Origin of the sequence: Vineibacter terrae, from assembly GCF_008039615.1 — a bacterium.
GTDB classification, from domain to species: Bacteria; Pseudomonadota; Alphaproteobacteria; order Reyranellales; family Reyranellaceae; genus Vineibacter; species Vineibacter terrae.
In genome coordinates this window covers 172,271-187,707 of sequence record NZ_VDUZ01000006.1, presented here as the reverse complement: position 1 = coordinate 187,707, position 15,437 = coordinate 172,271, and the positions used below count along the sequence as shown (strand labels likewise).

General features: G+C 66.9%; 14 protein-coding genes. 10 read left to right on the top strand and 4 right to left on the bottom strand.

The window, feature by feature from the left end; genetic code table 11:
• The first annotated feature begins 165 nt into the window (after nt 1-165).
• The 6 genes from FHP25_RS07590 to FHP25_RS07565 all read left to right on the top strand — a co-directional run bounded on the left by FHP25_RS07590 (nt 166) and on the right by FHP25_RS07565 (nt 7,174).
• On the top strand, nt 166-1,053 hold the full coding sequence (locus tag FHP25_RS07590; RefSeq protein ID WP_147846313.1) for a branched-chain amino acid ABC transporter permease: 888 nt from the start codon (nt 166-168) through the stop codon (nt 1,051-1,053).
• A complete protein-coding gene (locus tag FHP25_RS07585; RefSeq protein ID WP_147846312.1) occupies nt 1,050-2,111 on the top strand; it encodes a branched-chain amino acid ABC transporter permease in 1,062 nt (353 codons plus the stop codon). Before FHP25_RS07590 ends, FHP25_RS07585 begins: the two co-directional genes overlap by 4 nt.
• Complete coding sequence (locus FHP25_RS07580; protein ID WP_231712235.1) at nt 2,108-2,890, top strand: ABC transporter ATP-binding protein; 783 nt, start codon at nt 2,108-2,110, stop codon at nt 2,888-2,890. The genes FHP25_RS07585 and FHP25_RS07580 overlap by 4 nt, the downstream gene beginning before the upstream one ends.
• 78 nt (nt 2,891-2,968) lie before the next feature.
• On the top strand, nt 2,969-3,673 hold the full coding sequence (locus FHP25_RS07575; RefSeq protein WP_147846311.1) for an ABC transporter ATP-binding protein: 705 nt from the start codon (nt 2,969-2,971) through the stop codon (nt 3,671-3,673).
• 106 nt (nt 3,674-3,779) lie between these two features.
• Nucleotides 3,780-5,669: a feruloyl-CoA synthase gene (locus FHP25_RS07570; RefSeq protein ID WP_147846310.1), complete on the top strand. Its 1,890-nt coding sequence runs from the start codon at nt 3,780-3,782 to the stop codon at nt 5,667-5,669.
• Nucleotides 5,666-7,174, top strand: coding sequence for an adenylate/guanylate cyclase domain-containing protein (locus FHP25_RS07565; protein WP_147846309.1), 1,509 nt, complete (start codon nt 5,666-5,668; stop codon nt 7,172-7,174). The genes FHP25_RS07570 and FHP25_RS07565 overlap by 4 nt, the downstream gene beginning before the upstream one ends.
• Before the next feature lie 159 nt (nt 7,175-7,333).
• Here the strand turns inward: FHP25_RS07565 and FHP25_RS07560 are convergent, their stop codons facing one another.
• Nucleotides 7,334-8,326, bottom strand: coding sequence for a Vgb family protein (locus FHP25_RS07560; RefSeq protein WP_147846308.1), 993 nt, complete (start codon nt 8,324-8,326; stop codon nt 7,334-7,336).
• Between the two features lie 195 nt (nt 8,327-8,521).
• Between FHP25_RS07560 and acdA the strand changes: the two genes are divergently transcribed.
• The 3 genes from acdA to tcmP all read left to right on the top strand — a co-directional run bounded on the left by acdA (nt 8,522) and on the right by tcmP (nt 11,921).
• A complete protein-coding gene (gene acdA / locus FHP25_RS07555; protein WP_147846307.1) occupies nt 8,522-9,727 on the top strand; it encodes a 3-sulfinopropanoyl-CoA desulfinase in 1,206 nt (401 codons plus the stop codon).
• A gap of 412 nt (nt 9,728-10,139) precedes the next feature.
• Nucleotides 10,140-10,988, top strand: a complete 849-nt coding sequence (locus tag FHP25_RS07550) for a DUF5131 family protein (RefSeq protein ID WP_147846306.1) — start codon at nt 10,140-10,142, stop codon at nt 10,986-10,988.
• 3 nt (nt 10,989-10,991) lie between these two features.
• Nucleotides 10,992-11,921, top strand: a complete 930-nt coding sequence (gene tcmP / locus FHP25_RS07545; RefSeq protein ID WP_147846305.1) for a three-Cys-motif partner protein TcmP — start codon at nt 10,992-10,994, stop codon at nt 11,919-11,921.
• Nucleotides 11,922-12,103: 182 nt separating this feature from the next.
• Here tcmP and FHP25_RS42245 read toward each other — a convergent pair whose 3' ends face one another.
• The 3 genes from FHP25_RS42245 to FHP25_RS07530 form a co-directional block, all read right to left on the bottom strand.
• Nucleotides 12,104-12,232, bottom strand: coding sequence for a hypothetical protein (locus FHP25_RS42245; protein ID WP_269434384.1), 129 nt, complete (start codon nt 12,230-12,232; stop codon nt 12,104-12,106).
• A 182-nt stretch (nt 12,233-12,414) separates the two neighbouring features.
• Complete coding sequence (locus FHP25_RS07535) at nt 12,415-12,852, bottom strand: Rrf2 family transcriptional regulator (RefSeq protein WP_178133363.1); 438 nt, start codon at nt 12,850-12,852, stop codon at nt 12,415-12,417.
• Nucleotides 12,849-13,502, bottom strand: a complete 654-nt coding sequence (locus FHP25_RS07530) for a GNAT family N-acetyltransferase (RefSeq protein WP_231712234.1) — start codon at nt 13,500-13,502, stop codon at nt 12,849-12,851. Before FHP25_RS07530 ends, FHP25_RS07535 begins: the two co-directional genes overlap by 4 nt.
• A 109-nt stretch (nt 13,503-13,611) precedes the next feature.
• Here FHP25_RS07530 and boxC point away from each other — a divergent pair, with 109 nt between their 5' ends.
• Nucleotides 13,612-15,285 (top strand): 2,3-epoxybenzoyl-CoA dihydrolase, encoded by a 1,674-nt coding sequence (gene boxC, locus FHP25_RS07525; RefSeq protein WP_147846303.1) that lies wholly within the window; start codon nt 13,612-13,614, stop codon nt 15,283-15,285.
• Nucleotides 15,286-15,437: the final 152 nt, after the last annotated feature.

Below are 15,437 nucleotides of genomic sequence, written 5' to 3'. Positions count from 1 at the left end.
CGCCCGCGTTGGGGGAAGTGCCCGAAGGGCGGAGGGGGAGCCGACGTGATCTCAGTGAGATGAACCACGTGGCCTCCCCTCCGCCCCTTCGGGGCACCTCCCCAGCTGCGCTGGGGAGGAAACTCGCCTTTCCTCCCCGCCTTGGCCCTGCTAAGCAGCCCGACCATGTCGGCTGATCCCGGACAATTCGTGCTCACGCTGCTGCAGGCCGTCGCCATGGGCCTGCTGACCGGCATGGTCTACGGACTGATGGCGCTGGGCCTGTCGGTCATCTTCGGCGTCATGCGGGTGGTGAACTTCGCGCATGGCGAGATGATGGTGGTGGGCATGTACCTGGCCTGGCTGGCGTTCGACCGGCTGGGGCTGGATCCGCTGGTGTCGCTGCCCGCCGTCGCCGCCGCCCTGTTCGTGTTCGGCTACGTCCTGCAGCGCACCGTGATCAATCCCTTCATCGGCCTGCCCGAGCACATGCAGTTCATGCTGCTGCTGGCGGTGGCCATCCTGCTGGTCAACGCCTGCCTCGCGATCTTCGGCCCCGATACCCACGGCGTGCAGGTCGACTACATGTTCGACTCCTTCAACGTCGGCCCGCTGGTGCTTGATGCGGTTCGGGTCTACGCCGCCCTGGTCGCCCTGCTGATCGCCGGCCTGCTGTGGCTCTTCTTCACCCGCACCCGTTCCGGCAAGGCGATCCGCGCCGCCGCCGACAACCATGTCGGCGCCCTGGTGGTGGGCCTGGACGTCAAGCGGCTCTATGCGCTCACCTTCGGCGTCGGCGCCGCCTGCGTCGGTGCCGCCGGCGCCCTGATGCTGCTGATCGTGCAGGTGCATCCCTTCCTGGCCATCGACTACACGCTGCTGGCCTTCGTGATCGTGATCGTGGGCGGCCTGGGCAGCATGTCGGGCGCGCTGGCCGGCGGGCTGCTGATCGGCGTGTCCGAGGCCGTCGCCGGCGTGCTGCTGCAGCCCTCGCTCAAGAGCGTGTTCAGCTTCGGCCTTTTGATCCTCGTGCTGCTGCTGCGCCCGCAAGGGCTGCTCGCCCGCCGCTCATGAGCGAGAGCCTCTGGCAGCGTCTGACCGGAGACGTGCCGCGCCGCGCGCTGCTGGCGCTGGGCGGCCTGCTGCTGCTGCTCCTGGCGGCACCGTTCCTGCTGCGGCTGGCGCCGGCCGGCGACTACTGGCTCTCGCTCCTGATCCTGGTGGTGTACTTCTCGTATATCGGCCAGGCCTGGAACATCATGATGGGCTTCGCCGGCCAGCTGTCGCTGGGCCACGCGCTCTATCTCGGCCTGGGCGGCTACGTGGCGGCGGCGCTCTACGTCAATCTCGGCATCGGACCGTGGCTGGGCGTCTTCATCGCCGTGGCCGCCGCCATGCTGGCCGGCGGCCTGATCGGCTTCCTGGGCTTCCGCTTCTCGCTGGCCGGCGTCTATTTCGCGCTCCTGACCATCGCCTTCGCCGAGTTCACGCGCATCCTGTTCGACCACTTCACGTGGGTCGGCGGCTCGGGCGGGCTGTTCCTCAAGGTCGAGGCCGACGGCAGCGCCTTCAACCTGCAGGGCAGCCCGCTGCTGTTCTACTACGTGATCCTGGCGCTGGCGGCCGGCGCCTTCGTGCTCTGCCGCTTCCTGCTGACCAGCCGCCTGGGCCACTATTGGCTCGCCGTCCGCGAGGACCCCGAGGCGGCGCAGGCGGCCGGCATCGCCGTGCTGCGCACCAAGATGCTGGCGGTCCTGATCTCGGCCGGGCTGACCGCGGTCGGCGGCGTGTGGTCGGCGTTCTACTACAAGAGCCTGTTCCCCGAGGCGGCCTTCGCCATGGGCCGCTCGATCGAGGTCACCCTGGCGCCGATCATCGGCGGGCTGGGCACCCTGTTCGGGCCGATCCTCGGCTCGGCCCTGCTGGTGGGCCTCGGCGACCTGTTCACGACGCTGGCCGAGATCCTGGCCAACGACTACGGCGTCAAGGCCGCGGGGCTGAAGCAGATCGGCTACGGCATCGCCCTGCTGCTGATCGTGATGTTCCGCCGCGACGGCGTCTGGCCCTGGCTCGCCCGGCGGCTGGGCTTCGAGCGGCGCCCGGCCGACGATGCCGGGGAGGGCCGGCCGTGAGCGGCGCCCATCTGGCGGTGCGCAGCATCGGCAAGCGCTTCCGCGGCCTGCGCGCCGTGAGCGACGTGACCTTCGACGTGCCGGCCGGCGCCATCCATGCCCTGATCGGGCCCAACGGCGCCGGCAAGACCACCTGCTTCAACATGATCGCCGGTGTATTCGCGCCCGACAGCGGCACCATCGCGCTCGACGACCGCCCGATCGCGGGCCTGCGCCCGGACCAGATCTGCGCATCGGGCATCGGCCGCACCTTCCAGATCGTGAAGCCCTTCATGGGACTCACGGTCGAGGACAATGTCACCATCGGCGCCCTGGCGCGCACCCGGCATGTGCCCGAGGCGCGCGAAGCCGCGCGCCGGCTGCTGCGCGACCTCGGCCTGGACGACCGGCGCGCCAAGCTGGCCGCCAACCTCACCCTGCCCGACCGCAAGCGCCTGGAGGTGGCCCGGGCGCTGGCGACCGGCCCGCGCCTGCTGCTGCTGGACGAGGTGATGGCCGGACTGCGGCCGACCGAGACCGACCAGATGGTCGCGTTCCTCAAGGACCTCAACGCCCGCACCGGCATCACCATCCTGCTGATCGAGCATGTGATGCGCGCGGTGATGGCGCTCAGCCAGCATATCGTGGTGCTGCACCACGGCGAGAAGATCGCCGAAGGCACGCCGCACGACGTCACCCGCGATCCCGCCGTGCTCGAGGTGTATCTGGGGCAGGAAGATGCCTCTTCTCCCCCGCGCAGCGGGGGAGGTGGCCGGAGGCCGGAGGGGGAGGCGACGTGATGCTGATTGCGAGGACCACGTCGGCTCCCCTCCGCCCCTTCGGGGCACCTCCCCACTGCGTGGGGAGGATGCGCTGACATGCTCGACGTGTCCGGCCTCGACCTGCACTACGGCGACGCCCAGGCGCTGGCCGGCGTCTCGCTGCATGCCCAGGCACGCGAGATCGTGGTGATCGTGGGCGCCAATGGCGCCGGCAAGAGCTCGCTGATCCGCACCATCCACGGCATGCACCGCCCGTCAGCCGGCCGTATTACCTTCGAGGGCATCGACATCGCCGGCCAGCCCAGCCATCAAGTGGTCGAGCGCGGCATCGGGCAGGTGGCGGAAGGCCGCCAGGTGTTCCCCAACCTCTCGGTGCTGGAGAACCTGGAGATGGGCGCCGCGCCGCGCCGCGCACGGGCCCAGGAGAAGGCGACCTTGGAGCGGGTCTTCGGCCTCTTTCCCCGCCTGGCCGAGCGGCGCCGGCAGGCTGCCGGCACGCTGTCGGGCGGCGAGCAGCAGATGCTGGCCATCGGCCGCTGCCTGATGGGCCAGCCCAAACTGATCATGCTCGACGAGCCGTCGCTGGGCCTGTCGCCGGCGATGACGCAGGAGGTGTTCCGCGTGGTGCGCCAGCTGCACGCCGATGGCCTCACCATCCTGCTGGTCGAGCAGAACGTGATGGCATCGCTGAAGCTGGCCAACCGCGCCTATGTGCTGGAGAACGGCCGCATCGTGCTCAGCGGCACCGGCCCGGAGCTGCTCGACAACGACGGCGTGCGTCAGGCGTATCTGGGCTTGTGATTATGGCCGGGCCGCGTCGCTCCAGCGACGCACCGGCGCGCAGCGCCGGATCGTGAGCGCCGCTGGAGCGGCGCGGCCCGGCCAAGGGAAGGAGCGAGGGCAGGACATGTCGTTGCCGGATCGCGCCGCCGTGCTGGCGGCGCCCTTTGCCGAGATCGATCTCCTGCCGCCCGCGGTCGCGGTCGAGCGCCGACCCGACGGCAGCCTGCTGCTGCGCTCGCCGGTGGCGCTGGCCGAGCCGCCGCGCTCGGTCCCTGACATGCTGCGCCGGCAGGCGCGCGACGCAGGCGAGCGCGTGTTCCTGGCCGAGCGCGCCGCCGACGGCAGCTGGCGGCGTGCCACATACGCCGACGTCGCCCGCGGCGTGCGCAGCCTGGGCACCGCGCTGCTGGCGCGCGGCTGCTCGATCGAGCGGCCGGTGTCGATCCTGTCGGGCAACGGCATCGACCATGCCCAGCTGGCGCTGGCCGCGATGGAGGCCGGCGTGCCGGTGGCGCCTGTTTCGACCGCCTATTCCCTGATGTCGCAGGACTTCGGCAAGCTGCTGCATGTCGTGCGCCTGCTGACGCCGCGGTTGATCTTCGTCGACGACGGCATGGCCTATGCCAAGGCGCTGGCGGCGCTGCGCGCCGCAGGCCTGCTCGACGGTGTCGAGGTCGTGGTCGGCCGCAACCCGCCCGCCGGCCTCGCCGTCACGATGCTGGCCGACCTGCTCGCGACCCCGCCCGATTCCGCTCTCGATGCGGCGTTCGCCGCGCTGACGCCCGACACCATCGCCAAGATCCTGTTCACCTCGGGCTCCACCGGCCTGCCCAAGGGCGTGATCAACACCCATCGCATGATGTGCTCGAACCAGCAGGCGCTGGCGCAGGTCTATCGCTTCCTGGGCAACAGCCGGCCGCCCGTGCTGCTCGACTGGCTGCCGTGGAACCACACCTTCGCCGGCAACCACGACTTCAACATGATCCTGTTCCACGGCGGCACCTATGTCATCGACGAGGGCAAGCCGGCGCCTGTCCTGATCGAGCGCACCATCGCCAACCTGCGTGACGTGGCGCCGACGATCTACTTCAACGTGCCGCGCGGCTTCGACATGGTGATCCCCTACCTCGAGCGCGACGCCGCCCTGCGTGATCATTTCTTCAGCCGGCTCGATCTCGTGCTCTACGCCGGCGCCGCGCTGCCGCAGCATCTGTGGGAGCGGCTCGAGGCGCTGAGCGTCGCGGCCACCGGCCGGCGCGTGGCCATGGTCTCGGCCTGGGGCTCGACCGAGACGGCGCCCTGCGCCACCGCCGTGCACTGGCGTATCGACAATGCCGGCATCATCGGCCTGCCGATCCCCGGCACCGACATCCTGCTCACGCCCAACGCCAGCAAGCTGGAGCTGCGCGTGCGCGGGCCCAACGTGACGCCCGGCTACTGGCGCGATCCGGCGCGCACGCGCGAGGCCTTCGACGATGACGGCTTCTACCGCATCGGCGATGCCGGCCGCCTGCGCGACGACGCCGCGCCGGCGCACGGCATCGTCTTCGACGGCCGCGTCGCCGAGGATTTCAAGCTCACGTCGGGCACCTGGGTCCATGTCGGCGCGCTGCGGGTCGCCGCCATCGCCGCCGCGGCGCCGCTGATCCAGGACTGCGTCGTCACCGGCCAGGACCGGCACGAGATCGGGCTGCTGGTGTTCCCCAACCCGGCTGGCTGCGCCACGCTCTGCCCGGACGCGCCGCCCGGCGCCGCGCTTGCCGAGCTGATCGCGCGGCCGGAGCTGCGCCGCCATCTGGCCGACGGACTGGCCGTGCACAACCGCGCGCAATCCGGCAGCTCCCTGCGCATCGCCCGCGCGCTGCTGCTGGCGACCCCGCCCGGCATCGACAGCAACGAGATCACCGACAAGGGCTACATCAACCAGCGGGCCGTGCTGGAGCATCGTGCCGCAGAGGTTGAGCGCCTGCATGCCGAGACACCCGGCCCCGAGGTGATTATTGTAGCCGCATGAGTACCGCGCCGCCCCCAGCCGAGATCGCCGGCATCCGCCGCCGCTTCTATCTGATGATCTCGTCCGTGTTCGTCGTCGATGCGGCGATGACGACCTTGTACTGTCTCGTGGCCGACGCCTGGCGCGTGTTCCCCCGCAACATGATCTCGGGCGCGCTGCTGCTGCTGGTGGCAAACTTCATCCTGGCGCGTGATCTCTTCGCCCCGATCGATCGCTTCCTGCGCGGCGAAGGCGTCTTCAAGGACATTCAGCGCCGCCTGACGCAGCTGCCGATCATCGCGGCGCGCAACGTGGCGCTGCTGATCCTGCCGCTGTGGATCTTCCGCATGTACGCGCCGTGGTTCCTGCCGGCCGAATCGGCGGCGTTTCCCTGGCCGCCTTTGGCCGACGGCATCACCACGATCGTCGTCGTCACCCTGTTCTTCTTCACCTACACGTACTTTCTCGCCAGCGACTATCTTGCCAAGCTGTGCGTCTTCCTGTTCCGGCATTTCGGCCGCAACCTGGAGCTCTATTACGGCAGCTACGCGCGCAAGCTCGGCGTCGCGCTGCTGGTGATCGCGATCGCGCCGTTGCTGGCGATCATCGTCGACATCTACAGCTACGACAGCGACAAGCTGCGCACCGAGGTGCTGGTCGACGTCGCCGACTCGCTGTTCGCCATGGCGGTGGCCATCTTCTTCGTCGTCCGCAGCCTCCTGCGCCCCGTCGCGCTGCTCACACGCGGCATGTCCAAGGTGGCCGAAGGTGATCTCGCGGTACGCGTGCCGGTAACGTCCAATGACGAGATCGGCCAGCTCACCAACACCTTCAACCGCATGGTTGAGGGCCTGCGCGATCGCGAGCGCATCCGCTTGACGTTCGGCAAGTATGTCAGCGAGAGCGTGGCCAACGCGCTGATCCAGCAGACCGCCGGCGACAGCCGCATCCAGGCCGAGGCACGTGACGCCACCGTGCTGTTCACCGACATCGACGGCTTCACCGGCATCGCCGAGCGGCTGCCGGCCGAAACCCTGGTGAAGGCCATCAACGAATACCTCGAGCTGGTGCTGGAGCCGATCCAGCGCCACGGCGGCGTCGTCAACAACTTCATCGGCGACGGCCTGCTGGTGAGCTTCAACCTGCCGCTGGCCAACGACGACCACGCCGCGTCAGCCGTCGCCACGGCGCTGGAGATCGACAAGCTGGTGTCGGGCCGCACCTTCGCCAACGGAGTCGGCTTCGGCACGCGCATCGGCATCAACACCGGCCTGGTGATCGGCGGCACCGTCGGCGCCGGCGACCGGCTGAGCTATACCCTGCTGGGCGACCCGGTGAACACCGCCGCGCGCCTGCAGGAGCTGAACAAGACCCATGGCACCCGCATCCTGGTGTCGGAGGCCACGCGCCAGCGCTGCCAGGACCGCTTCGCCTTCCGCAACATCGGCACGGTAAGCGTGCGCGGCCGCGCCGAGCCGGCCGTGATCTACGCCGTCGCCCCCCGCCCCGCCGTCGTTGCGGCGTAATACATCCCCTCTCCCGCTTGCGGGAGAGGGAGGGGCCCATCGTGCGCAGCACGATGGGAGGGTGAGGGCCCAAGGACGAGGCGCCTCGTGTGTAGCCCCTCACCCGCCGGGCGCTGTCGCGCCCGACGACCTCTCCCGCACGCGGGAGAGGTGAAGATGCTACTCCACGACCCCGATCTTGCCGCTTGACGCGCCGATGTACCAAAGGCGGCCCTGCGCATCGATCGTCATCTTGCGGATCGCGGCGCCCTTGGTCGGCACGGTGAAGACCCGCAGCTGGTCGCTCCTGGGATCGATCCGCACGATGGTATCGGCGTTGAACTCGTTCACCCACACCACGCCGCCGCCATCGACATTGATCGCGTAGGCACCCCCTGTCGCACCGGCCGGCAGCGCGACCTCACGCACGATCTTCATCGCCGTCGGATCGACCTGCACGGCCTTGTTCGACCCGTAAAGCGCCACCCACAGCGTGCCGTCGGGCGCCGCCGACATCCGGCGCGGCCCCGAGCCGCGGCCGGTCTCCAGCTCGGTGATCCTGCCGCTCCTGGGATCGAGACGGCCCAGTCGGTCGCCATTGAGCTGGCAGAACCAGACCGCGCCGTCAGGCGCCAGCGCCAGGCCATAAGGCAGGCCGCGGGACTTGAACTCGACAAGCTTGCCGGTGGCGACCTCGAAGCGCCCGATCTGGTCGGCGACCGCCTTGGTGAACCACAACGTGCCGGCATTGTCGGTGATGATCGTGTGCGGATCGCCACCAACCGGGTGCGCCTTGACCACGCCCGTGGCCGGATCGAGCTCGAGCAAGGTGCCGTTGGCGTTGCCCGTGGCCCAGACCCGGCCGTCCAGCGCCACCAGGTTGCCGTGCGGATGCGCGCCTTCCGGCACCTTCCATGTATCGAAGCGATAGGTTGCCGGGTTGAAGCGGCCGATGGCATCGCCGCGCTGCATGACGAAGTAGATGTTGCCGTCCGGCCCGATCGCCGGATCGCGCGCGCCCAGCGCGTTGGGGATGCTCCACTCCTGGATGCGGCCGTCGATCTGCACCCGGCTGCCGGGCGTGACGCCGTAGTTCGACCCGCCGGCCAAGGCAACGCCGATGCCGGTGGTGCCGGCCAGCAAGATGGTGGTGAGCCACAGCCTCGTGCGCATGTGCCCCTCCTTGCTCGAGCGGATGACGCTCTTCCTGGTGACGGCTGGGACCGCGTCGCTCCAGCGACGCTCTTCTCTTGCCACGCGACCCTGAGCGCCGCTGGAGCGGCGCGGTCCCAGCCGTCGCCAGCGCGGCTCTTCACTGAACCATCCGCTGCCATCATAGTCGGTTTCGCACGATCCGCAGAGGGCCCCATGCCGCTTGACCTCAGCCCCGACCAGAAATCCTTGCAGGCCCGCGCCCGCGCGCTGGCCAGCGGACCGATCGCGGCCCGCGCCGCCGAGGTCGACCGCAGCGAGCAGTATCCCTGGGACAACGTCGACTTGCTCAAGGATGCGGGCCTGCTGGGCATGACCATTCCCGCGCAATACGGCGGCCAGGGCAAAAGCTGGCTCGACGCCGTGCTGGTGATCGAGGCGCTGTCGGCCGCCTGCGCCGTCACCGGCCGCATCGCGGTCGAGACCAACATGGGTGCCATCAGCGCCGTGATGGCCTATGGCTCGCAGGAGCAGAAGCGGCTGGCCGCCGACCTCGTCCTGTCCGGCGACAAGCCCGCGATCTGCATCACCGAGCCCGGCGCCGGCTCCGACGCCAATGCCATGACCACGCGCGCCGACCGCCGCGGCAACCGCTTCGTGGTGAACGGCCGCAAGCACTGGATCACCGGCGGCGGCGTGTCGCGCCTGCACCTGATCTTCGCGCGCGTGTTCGACGCCCAGGGCAACGACGAGGGCATCGGCGGCTTCCTGGCAATCCGCGACGAGACGCCGGGGCTCAGCATCGTGCGCCGCGAGCCCACCATGGGATTGCGCGGCATCCCCGAGGCCGAGATCGCGTTCGAGGACATGGAGCTGCCGCCGTCGGCCCTGGTGGTGCCGCCGCGCGGCCTGAAGAAGGGCTTCGCCGACCTCATGAACGCCTACAACAGCCAGCGCGTCGGGGCTGCCACGGTAGCGCTGGGCGTCGCCTGGGGCGCCTACCAGCTGGCGCTCGACTGGTCGGAGAAGCGCGAGCAGTTCGGCCGGCCGATCAACGAGTTCCAGGGCCTGCAGTGGAAGCTCGCCGACATGTCGATCCGGCTCGCCGCCTCGCAGGCGCTGGTCTACAAGGCCGCCCGCAGCGGCGAGGCCGGCTTCCCCGACATGCTGATGGCCGCTCAGGCCAAGATCTTCACCGCCGAGGCCGCGATCCAGACCGTCAACGACGCGCTGCAGCTCTTCGGTGCCCGCGGCTACTCGCGCGACCTGCCGCTGGAGCGCATGGCGCGCGACGTGCGCATGTTCACCATCGGCGGCGGCACCGCCGAGGTGCTGCGCACAGTGGTCGCCGGCGCCATCCTCGGCAAGAAGCTGCCCCAGACGCGCGACGGATGGCAGAAGCGCGGTGACGGCCGGCTGTGACAGAAACGACAGAAACTCATTTTGCCCCTTCTATCAATGACCTGAGCACCATCTTGTGGATCGACAGAAATTGACAGAAACCGACAGAAACCCGGAGCGACTCGAATAACGCCTCCTGCTCCCCGGACTCCCTCGCCGAGAACACCTCCAATACACCATTCTTGTTCAGAGAACAAGATATTTCTACGTACTGAGAACAATCCGCTATCAAAACCTACGATAGGGGAGCCTTTTCTGGTCTCCTCATCAAGGTAAGGATCGACGACGGCGAGCAGTTTCGCACCCTCGCGGCAAGCTTCGATGCGCTGACGTCACCGGCACGTTGCTATCGAGCGAGACGCGACGTGCTGGTAGTCGCCCAGGCCATCCGGTCCATTGTCAAAACGAGAACATTTGAAGTACACTACCCTACATGGCAAGGAACTCTAAGATCGAATGGACGCACCATACGTTCAATCCCTGGTGGGGGTGCGTTCGTGTGTCACCAGCATGTAAGCACTGCTACGCTGAGGCGTGGGCACACCGCCTCGCCCTGGATCTGTGGGGCAAGGCGTCACCTCGACGCTTCTTCAGTGAAGCGCACTGGCGCCAGCCGTTAAATTGGAATGAAGCGGCTAAGCGACAGGGAGTCCGGCCGCGCGTTTTCTGTGCCTCGATGGCTGATGTATTTGAAGCGCGAAACGACCTGAATGAGTGGCGCGCCAAACTGTGGTCGCTGATCGAGCGGACGGAGCACCTCGATTGGCTCCTTCTAACCAAGAGACCGGAACGCGCCGCTGTCTCGGTGCCTTGGAGGAGCGCTTGGCCAGAAAACGTCTGGCTGGGAACAACGGCCGAAAATCAGAAATGGGCGGATCGCCGTATCCCTGCTTTGATGCGAATACCGGCACGCGTTCGATTTCTATCCTGTGAGCCCTTGCTTGGAGAACTGGACCTGCGCCGGTGGCTCAATCCATGTCAGCTTGACAGCACTGCGAAGATCGACTGGGTCATCGCAGGTGGTGAGAGCGGCACACGAGCTCGCCCAATGAACCCCCAATGGGTTCGTTCACTTCGTGACCAGTGCGAGAGAGAAGGAACGCCGTTTCACTTCAAGCAATGGGGCCACTGGGCGCCCATCGAAAAAAAGAACCATCGAGGTGTTGAAACAATTGTCTTTTCTGGTAATAATGGTGAGGAGGAAATTCTCGCAAAAGTAGGGAAGCACGCATCTGGCCGCGTTCTTGATGGAAGAACCTGGGATGGACTGCCTGCTACGTAGCCTATGAAAACAAAAGTAACGGAGAGCGGACCTCCCTTATTTCAGGATCTACCAGTTCAGATAGCTCCCCCTTTTTCATTTGGAGTAAGCCGCTATCCGATATGGACCAAGAACAAGTCGCAACTTATCGATAGATATCTTTACTATTTTATTCTTGTTACTAAACATGGGAGTTACATCGACGGTTTCTCCGGTCCGCAGCGTGTTAATGATTCTGACCTTTGGTCGGCCAAACTCGTCATGGAACGGCAGCCGCGGTGGCTGCGCACGTTAGTGCTTTGCGAGTTGTCGCCCACGAAAGTCAGAATGCTCGAGGAGCTGCGCAACGCTCAGCCGCCCCGCAACGCTACAAAGAAGGAACCGAGAAGAGAAATCAAGATTATCGGGGGTGACTTTAATGCAAATGCTGGAGCAGCGCTTCAAGCGGCTCAAATCAAAGACCGCACGGCGGCCTTCTGTCTCTTGGACCAGCGTACCTTCGAGTGCCATTGGAAGACAATCAAGACGATTGCGCGATTCAAGTCAGTCGGCCACAAGATAGAGCTGTTCTACTTCTTGCCCATCGGCTGGCTCAAACGGGCCTTCAGCGGCGTCCGTGACAATGCCATCCTGGATAGATGGTGGGGGCGTTCCGACTGGGACGAACTAAAAAACTTGGCATCGCCTGACATTGCCAGCTTGGTTTGTCAGAGGTTCAGAAAGGAGTTTGGCTATTCTTCTGTAGTTGCATGGCCGATACGGAACCGCCGTCACCGTGGGAGCATCATGTACTATATGATCCATGCAACGGACCATCCTGCGGCTCCGAAGTTGATGGGAAGGGCCTATCGGAAGGCAGTAGACCCGTTCGAGCCACTGGAGCAGCTTAGCCTTAGAGGCATCCTACAGGATGAAGCTGTCGGCAGCGACCATGCCGGCAAGGGTAATCGCTGACCCTGTGAAGTGATGATCGGACGATTGAGTTTTGCAATCCTACTGGGGCTTTCTTCAGCTCCAGCCGTGGCCCAAACCCTGCAGGGCATCTTCTACCTAAAGCCATTGGCGAAATACGAAGGAATTTGGTGCCCCGAGGGGCGTATGGATATCATCTCGACGTCCCTATGCGTCGTTTGACCCTATTCAATGATATCGCTGTCGTAGATCAGATCGTTATAGACAACGGCCGGTTCACGCTCAACGCTGGTCGGCTGATCATCGACGGCAACGTGGTTCGTCAGCAATACCAGGCACAAACCACGGAGCACGCGCCATATCCTTGCCGCTACTACATTCTGGATGTCAAATGCGCAGAGCCAAAAGGATTGTGCCGCCCCCGTGCGTTCAACTGATGTCCTGAATTGTACGGATAAAATTGGCACTCTTTCGGAAAGCGCCGGATCATCGACCTAAAAATACGCCAGTCTTGGTCTAAATACTCCTCATTCCACTATGACAAAGATGACAGCGGCATCGACCGGTGTGCAACGCGGCGCGCCATCTGGCGCAGCAGCGTCTCGAGGCTGATCGAGCGCAGGGTGGCCTCGGCGATCTCGTCGATCTCGCCGAGCACGCGGCCCAGGGCCTGGCCGATATCGGTGTCGTCACCCGGCTCGGCGGCGCGGTTGCCGGGCTCGGTCTCGAACAGCGCCACGATGTCCATCAATGTCGTGCGCTTGGCATTGCCGGTGAAGCGGTAGCCGCCGGCGGCGCCGCGCTCGGCCTCGGCCAGGCCGGCGCGCGCCAGATCGCGCAGCACCTTGGCGAGATGATGCGTCGACACCCCGAACTGGCGCGCCAGGTCGGCCGCCGACAGCCGCCGCGCCGGATCGCGCGCCAGCTCCAGCGCCGCATACAGCCCCAGCCGCGTGCCCATCTGGAGTTTCACGACTTCTTCCTCCCCAACGCAGTTGGGGAGGTGCCCCGATACGATGTTTCGACGCGAAGCGTCGAAACGTCGGTGGGCGGAGGGGAGCCGACGTGGTCTTGGTCGTCGACACCACGAGCGCTCCCCCTCCGGCCTTCGGCCACCTCCCCCAACGAAGTTGGGGGAGGGAGAAGCTCCAGGTCGAGCTGCAGCGACGGGCCGGCGGTCATGCCCTGGCTGCGGAAGAACGACAGGATCAGATGGTCGCGGCGATCGACCAGGGTGCGCACGCGGTCGACGCCGGCGGCGCGGAACCGGGCACAGAGCGTGTCGAACAGCTGCGTGCCCACCCCGCCCAGCCGCCGTGTCTGGTCGACCTGCACGGCGAAGACCCAGCCCGCCGGCGGCGCGCCGAACTCCCAGGCGCGCACCTCGCCGATGATGAAGCCGGCCAGCGCCCCGTCGGCGCTCTCGGCGATCAGGAAGGTGCGTTCCGGCGGCCCGGCGGCGTAGTGCTCCAACGCCCATTGCCAGTAGCCGGCCTTGGCCACGCCCGTGATCCGCTGGTCCAGCGCCACGATCGCCGGCAGGTCCGCCGCTTCGGCCGCGCGCACGCGCACCGAAGCCGGCATCTGCCCGCTCTTCTCCTGCTTGGCCACAGCCCGCGCCATTGCCGCTCCGACACCCGTCATACCGGGTTGACAGGGTGGGCGAGTCGGGCGTAGAAGTAAATACGTATTTGAGTACCGAATTACGAAATTGAGCCAGGAGGGCGGACCCATGGCGGCGAACGGATCGGAGCCGGCGGTTGATTTCCGCACCGCGCCCGAGCGCTACAATCACTGGACGCTCACGGTCGACGGGCCGGTGGCGACGCTGGCGATGGATGTGCGCGAGGACGCGACGCTGAAGCCGGGCTATCGGCTGAAGCTGAACTCCTACGATCTGGGCGTCGACATCGAGCTCTACGATGCCGTCCAGCGCCTGCGCTTCGAGCACCCCGAGGTCGGCGCCGTGGTCGTGACCTCGGCCAAGGACCGCGTCTTCTGCTCCGGCGCCAACATCAACATGCTGGGCGTGTCCTCGCACGCCCACAAGGTGAACTTCTGCAAGTTCACCAACGAGACGCGCAACAGCATCGAGGATGCCACCGAATTCTCGGGCCAGGGCTATGTCTGCGCCATCAACGGCACCGCCGCCGGCGGCGGCTACGAGCTGGCGCTGGCTTGCGATCAGATCGTGCTGGCCGACGACGGCAGCTCGGCGGTGTCCCTGCCCGAGCTGCCGCTGCTGGCGGTGCTGCCGGGCACCGGCGGCCTCACCCGCCTGGTCGACAAGCGCAAGGTGCGCCGCGACCGCGCCGACTTCTTCTGCACCGTCAGCGAAGGCGTGCGCGGCAAGCGTGCCGTCGACTGGCGCCTGGTCGACGAGGTGGTGCCGCGCAGCAAGCTCGACGAGGCGGTGCGGAACCGGGCGCTGAAGCTCGCGGCCAAGGGCGGCTGCGGCGCCGGCGCCAAGGGCATCGCGCTGACGCCGCTTCAGCGCACCGTCGAGGCCGACCGCATCGTCTACCCGCACCTGGTGATCGAGATCGACCGCGCGCTGCGCGCTGCGCATTTCCGCATCCAGGGTCCCGACGCGCCGCCGCCGGCCGATGCCGCCGCCATCCAGGCGCAGGGCGATGCGTTCTGGGCCCTGGCGCTGTGCCGCGCGCTCGACGACGCCATCCTGCATCTGCGCCTGAACGAGGGCGAGATCGGCACCTGGGTGTTCCACACCACAGGCGACGCCGACCTGGTCGCGGCCTATGACGCGCTGCTGCTGGCCCATGCCGACCACTGGCTGGTGCGCGAGATCACGCTCTACTGGAAGCGCACGCTCAAGCGCGTCGATGTCAGCTCGCGCAGCCTGATCACCCTGGTCGAGCAGGGCAGCTGCTTCACCGGCACGCTGTTCGAGCTGGTGCTGGCCGCCGACCGCGCCTTCATGCTCGACGGCACGCTGGAGGGCAGCAACCTGGCCGAGGCGACGGTGCGGCTGACCGGCATGAACTTCGGGCCGCTGCCCATGGGCAACGGGCTCAGCCGCCTGCAGAGCCGCTTCCTCGCCGAGCCCGACACCGTCGAGGCCCTGAAGGGCGAGACCGGCCGCGACCTCGACGCCGCCGCCGCCGACCGGCTCGGGCTGGTCACCTTCACGCCCGACGACATCGACTGGGAGGACGAGGTGCGGCTGGCGATCGAGGAGCGCGCCAGCTTCTCGCCCGACGGGCTCACGGGCATGGAGGCGAACCTGCGCTTCGCCGGCCCCGAGACCATGGAGACCAAGATCTTCGCGCGGCTGACGGCATGGCAGAACTGGATCTTCCAGCGCCCCAACGCCGTCGGCCCCGAGGGCGCGCTGCAGCTCTACGGCTCGGGCCGCAAGGCGCAGTACGACAAGGGCCGGGTTTGAGGCACGTGAAGAGAAGAAAAGAAAAGAAAAGAAAAGAGAAGAAAAGAGAAGATTCACCACAGAGACACAGAGAACACAGAGGGACACAGAGAACACCGTGCGCGCGCCAACGGCGCGCAATCATCTCTCATATCTTTGGCGCACCGCCGGCG

What these genes read in the sequence shown, in the direction of transcription:
- FHP25_RS07560 (WP_147846308.1), bottom strand. Translation starts at nt 8,326, where the DNA reads ATGCGCACGAGGCTGTGGCTCACCACCATCTTGCTGGCCGGCACCACC.
- FHP25_RS07570 (WP_147846310.1), top strand. Translation starts at nt 3,780, where the DNA reads ATGTCGTTGCCGGATCGCGCCGCCGTGCTGGCGGCGCCCTTTGCCGAG.
- FHP25_RS07575 (WP_147846311.1), top strand. Translation starts at nt 2,969, where the DNA reads ATGCTCGACGTGTCCGGCCTCGACCTGCACTACGGCGACGCCCAGGCG.
- FHP25_RS07590 (WP_147846313.1), top strand. Translation starts at nt 166, where the DNA reads ATGTCGGCTGATCCCGGACAATTCGTGCTCACGCTGCTGCAGGCCGTC.
- boxC (WP_147846303.1), top strand. Translation starts at nt 13,612, where the DNA reads ATGGCGGCGAACGGATCGGAGCCGGCGGTTGATTTCCGCACCGCGCCC.
- FHP25_RS07565 (WP_147846309.1), top strand. Translation starts at nt 5,666, where the DNA reads ATGAGTACCGCGCCGCCCCCAGCCGAGATCGCCGGCATCCGCCGCCGC.
- FHP25_RS07530 (WP_231712234.1), bottom strand. Translation starts at nt 13,502, where the DNA reads ATGGCGCGGGCTGTGGCCAAGCAGGAGAAGAGCGGGCAGATGCCGGCT.
- tcmP (WP_147846305.1), top strand. Translation starts at nt 10,992, where the DNA reads ATGAAAACAAAAGTAACGGAGAGCGGACCTCCCTTATTTCAGGATCTA.
- FHP25_RS07585 (WP_147846312.1), top strand. Translation starts at nt 1,050, where the DNA reads ATGAGCGAGAGCCTCTGGCAGCGTCTGACCGGAGACGTGCCGCGCCGC.
- FHP25_RS07550 (WP_147846306.1), top strand. Translation starts at nt 10,140, where the DNA reads ATGGCAAGGAACTCTAAGATCGAATGGACGCACCATACGTTCAATCCC.
- acdA (WP_147846307.1), top strand. Translation starts at nt 8,522, where the DNA reads ATGCCGCTTGACCTCAGCCCCGACCAGAAATCCTTGCAGGCCCGCGCC.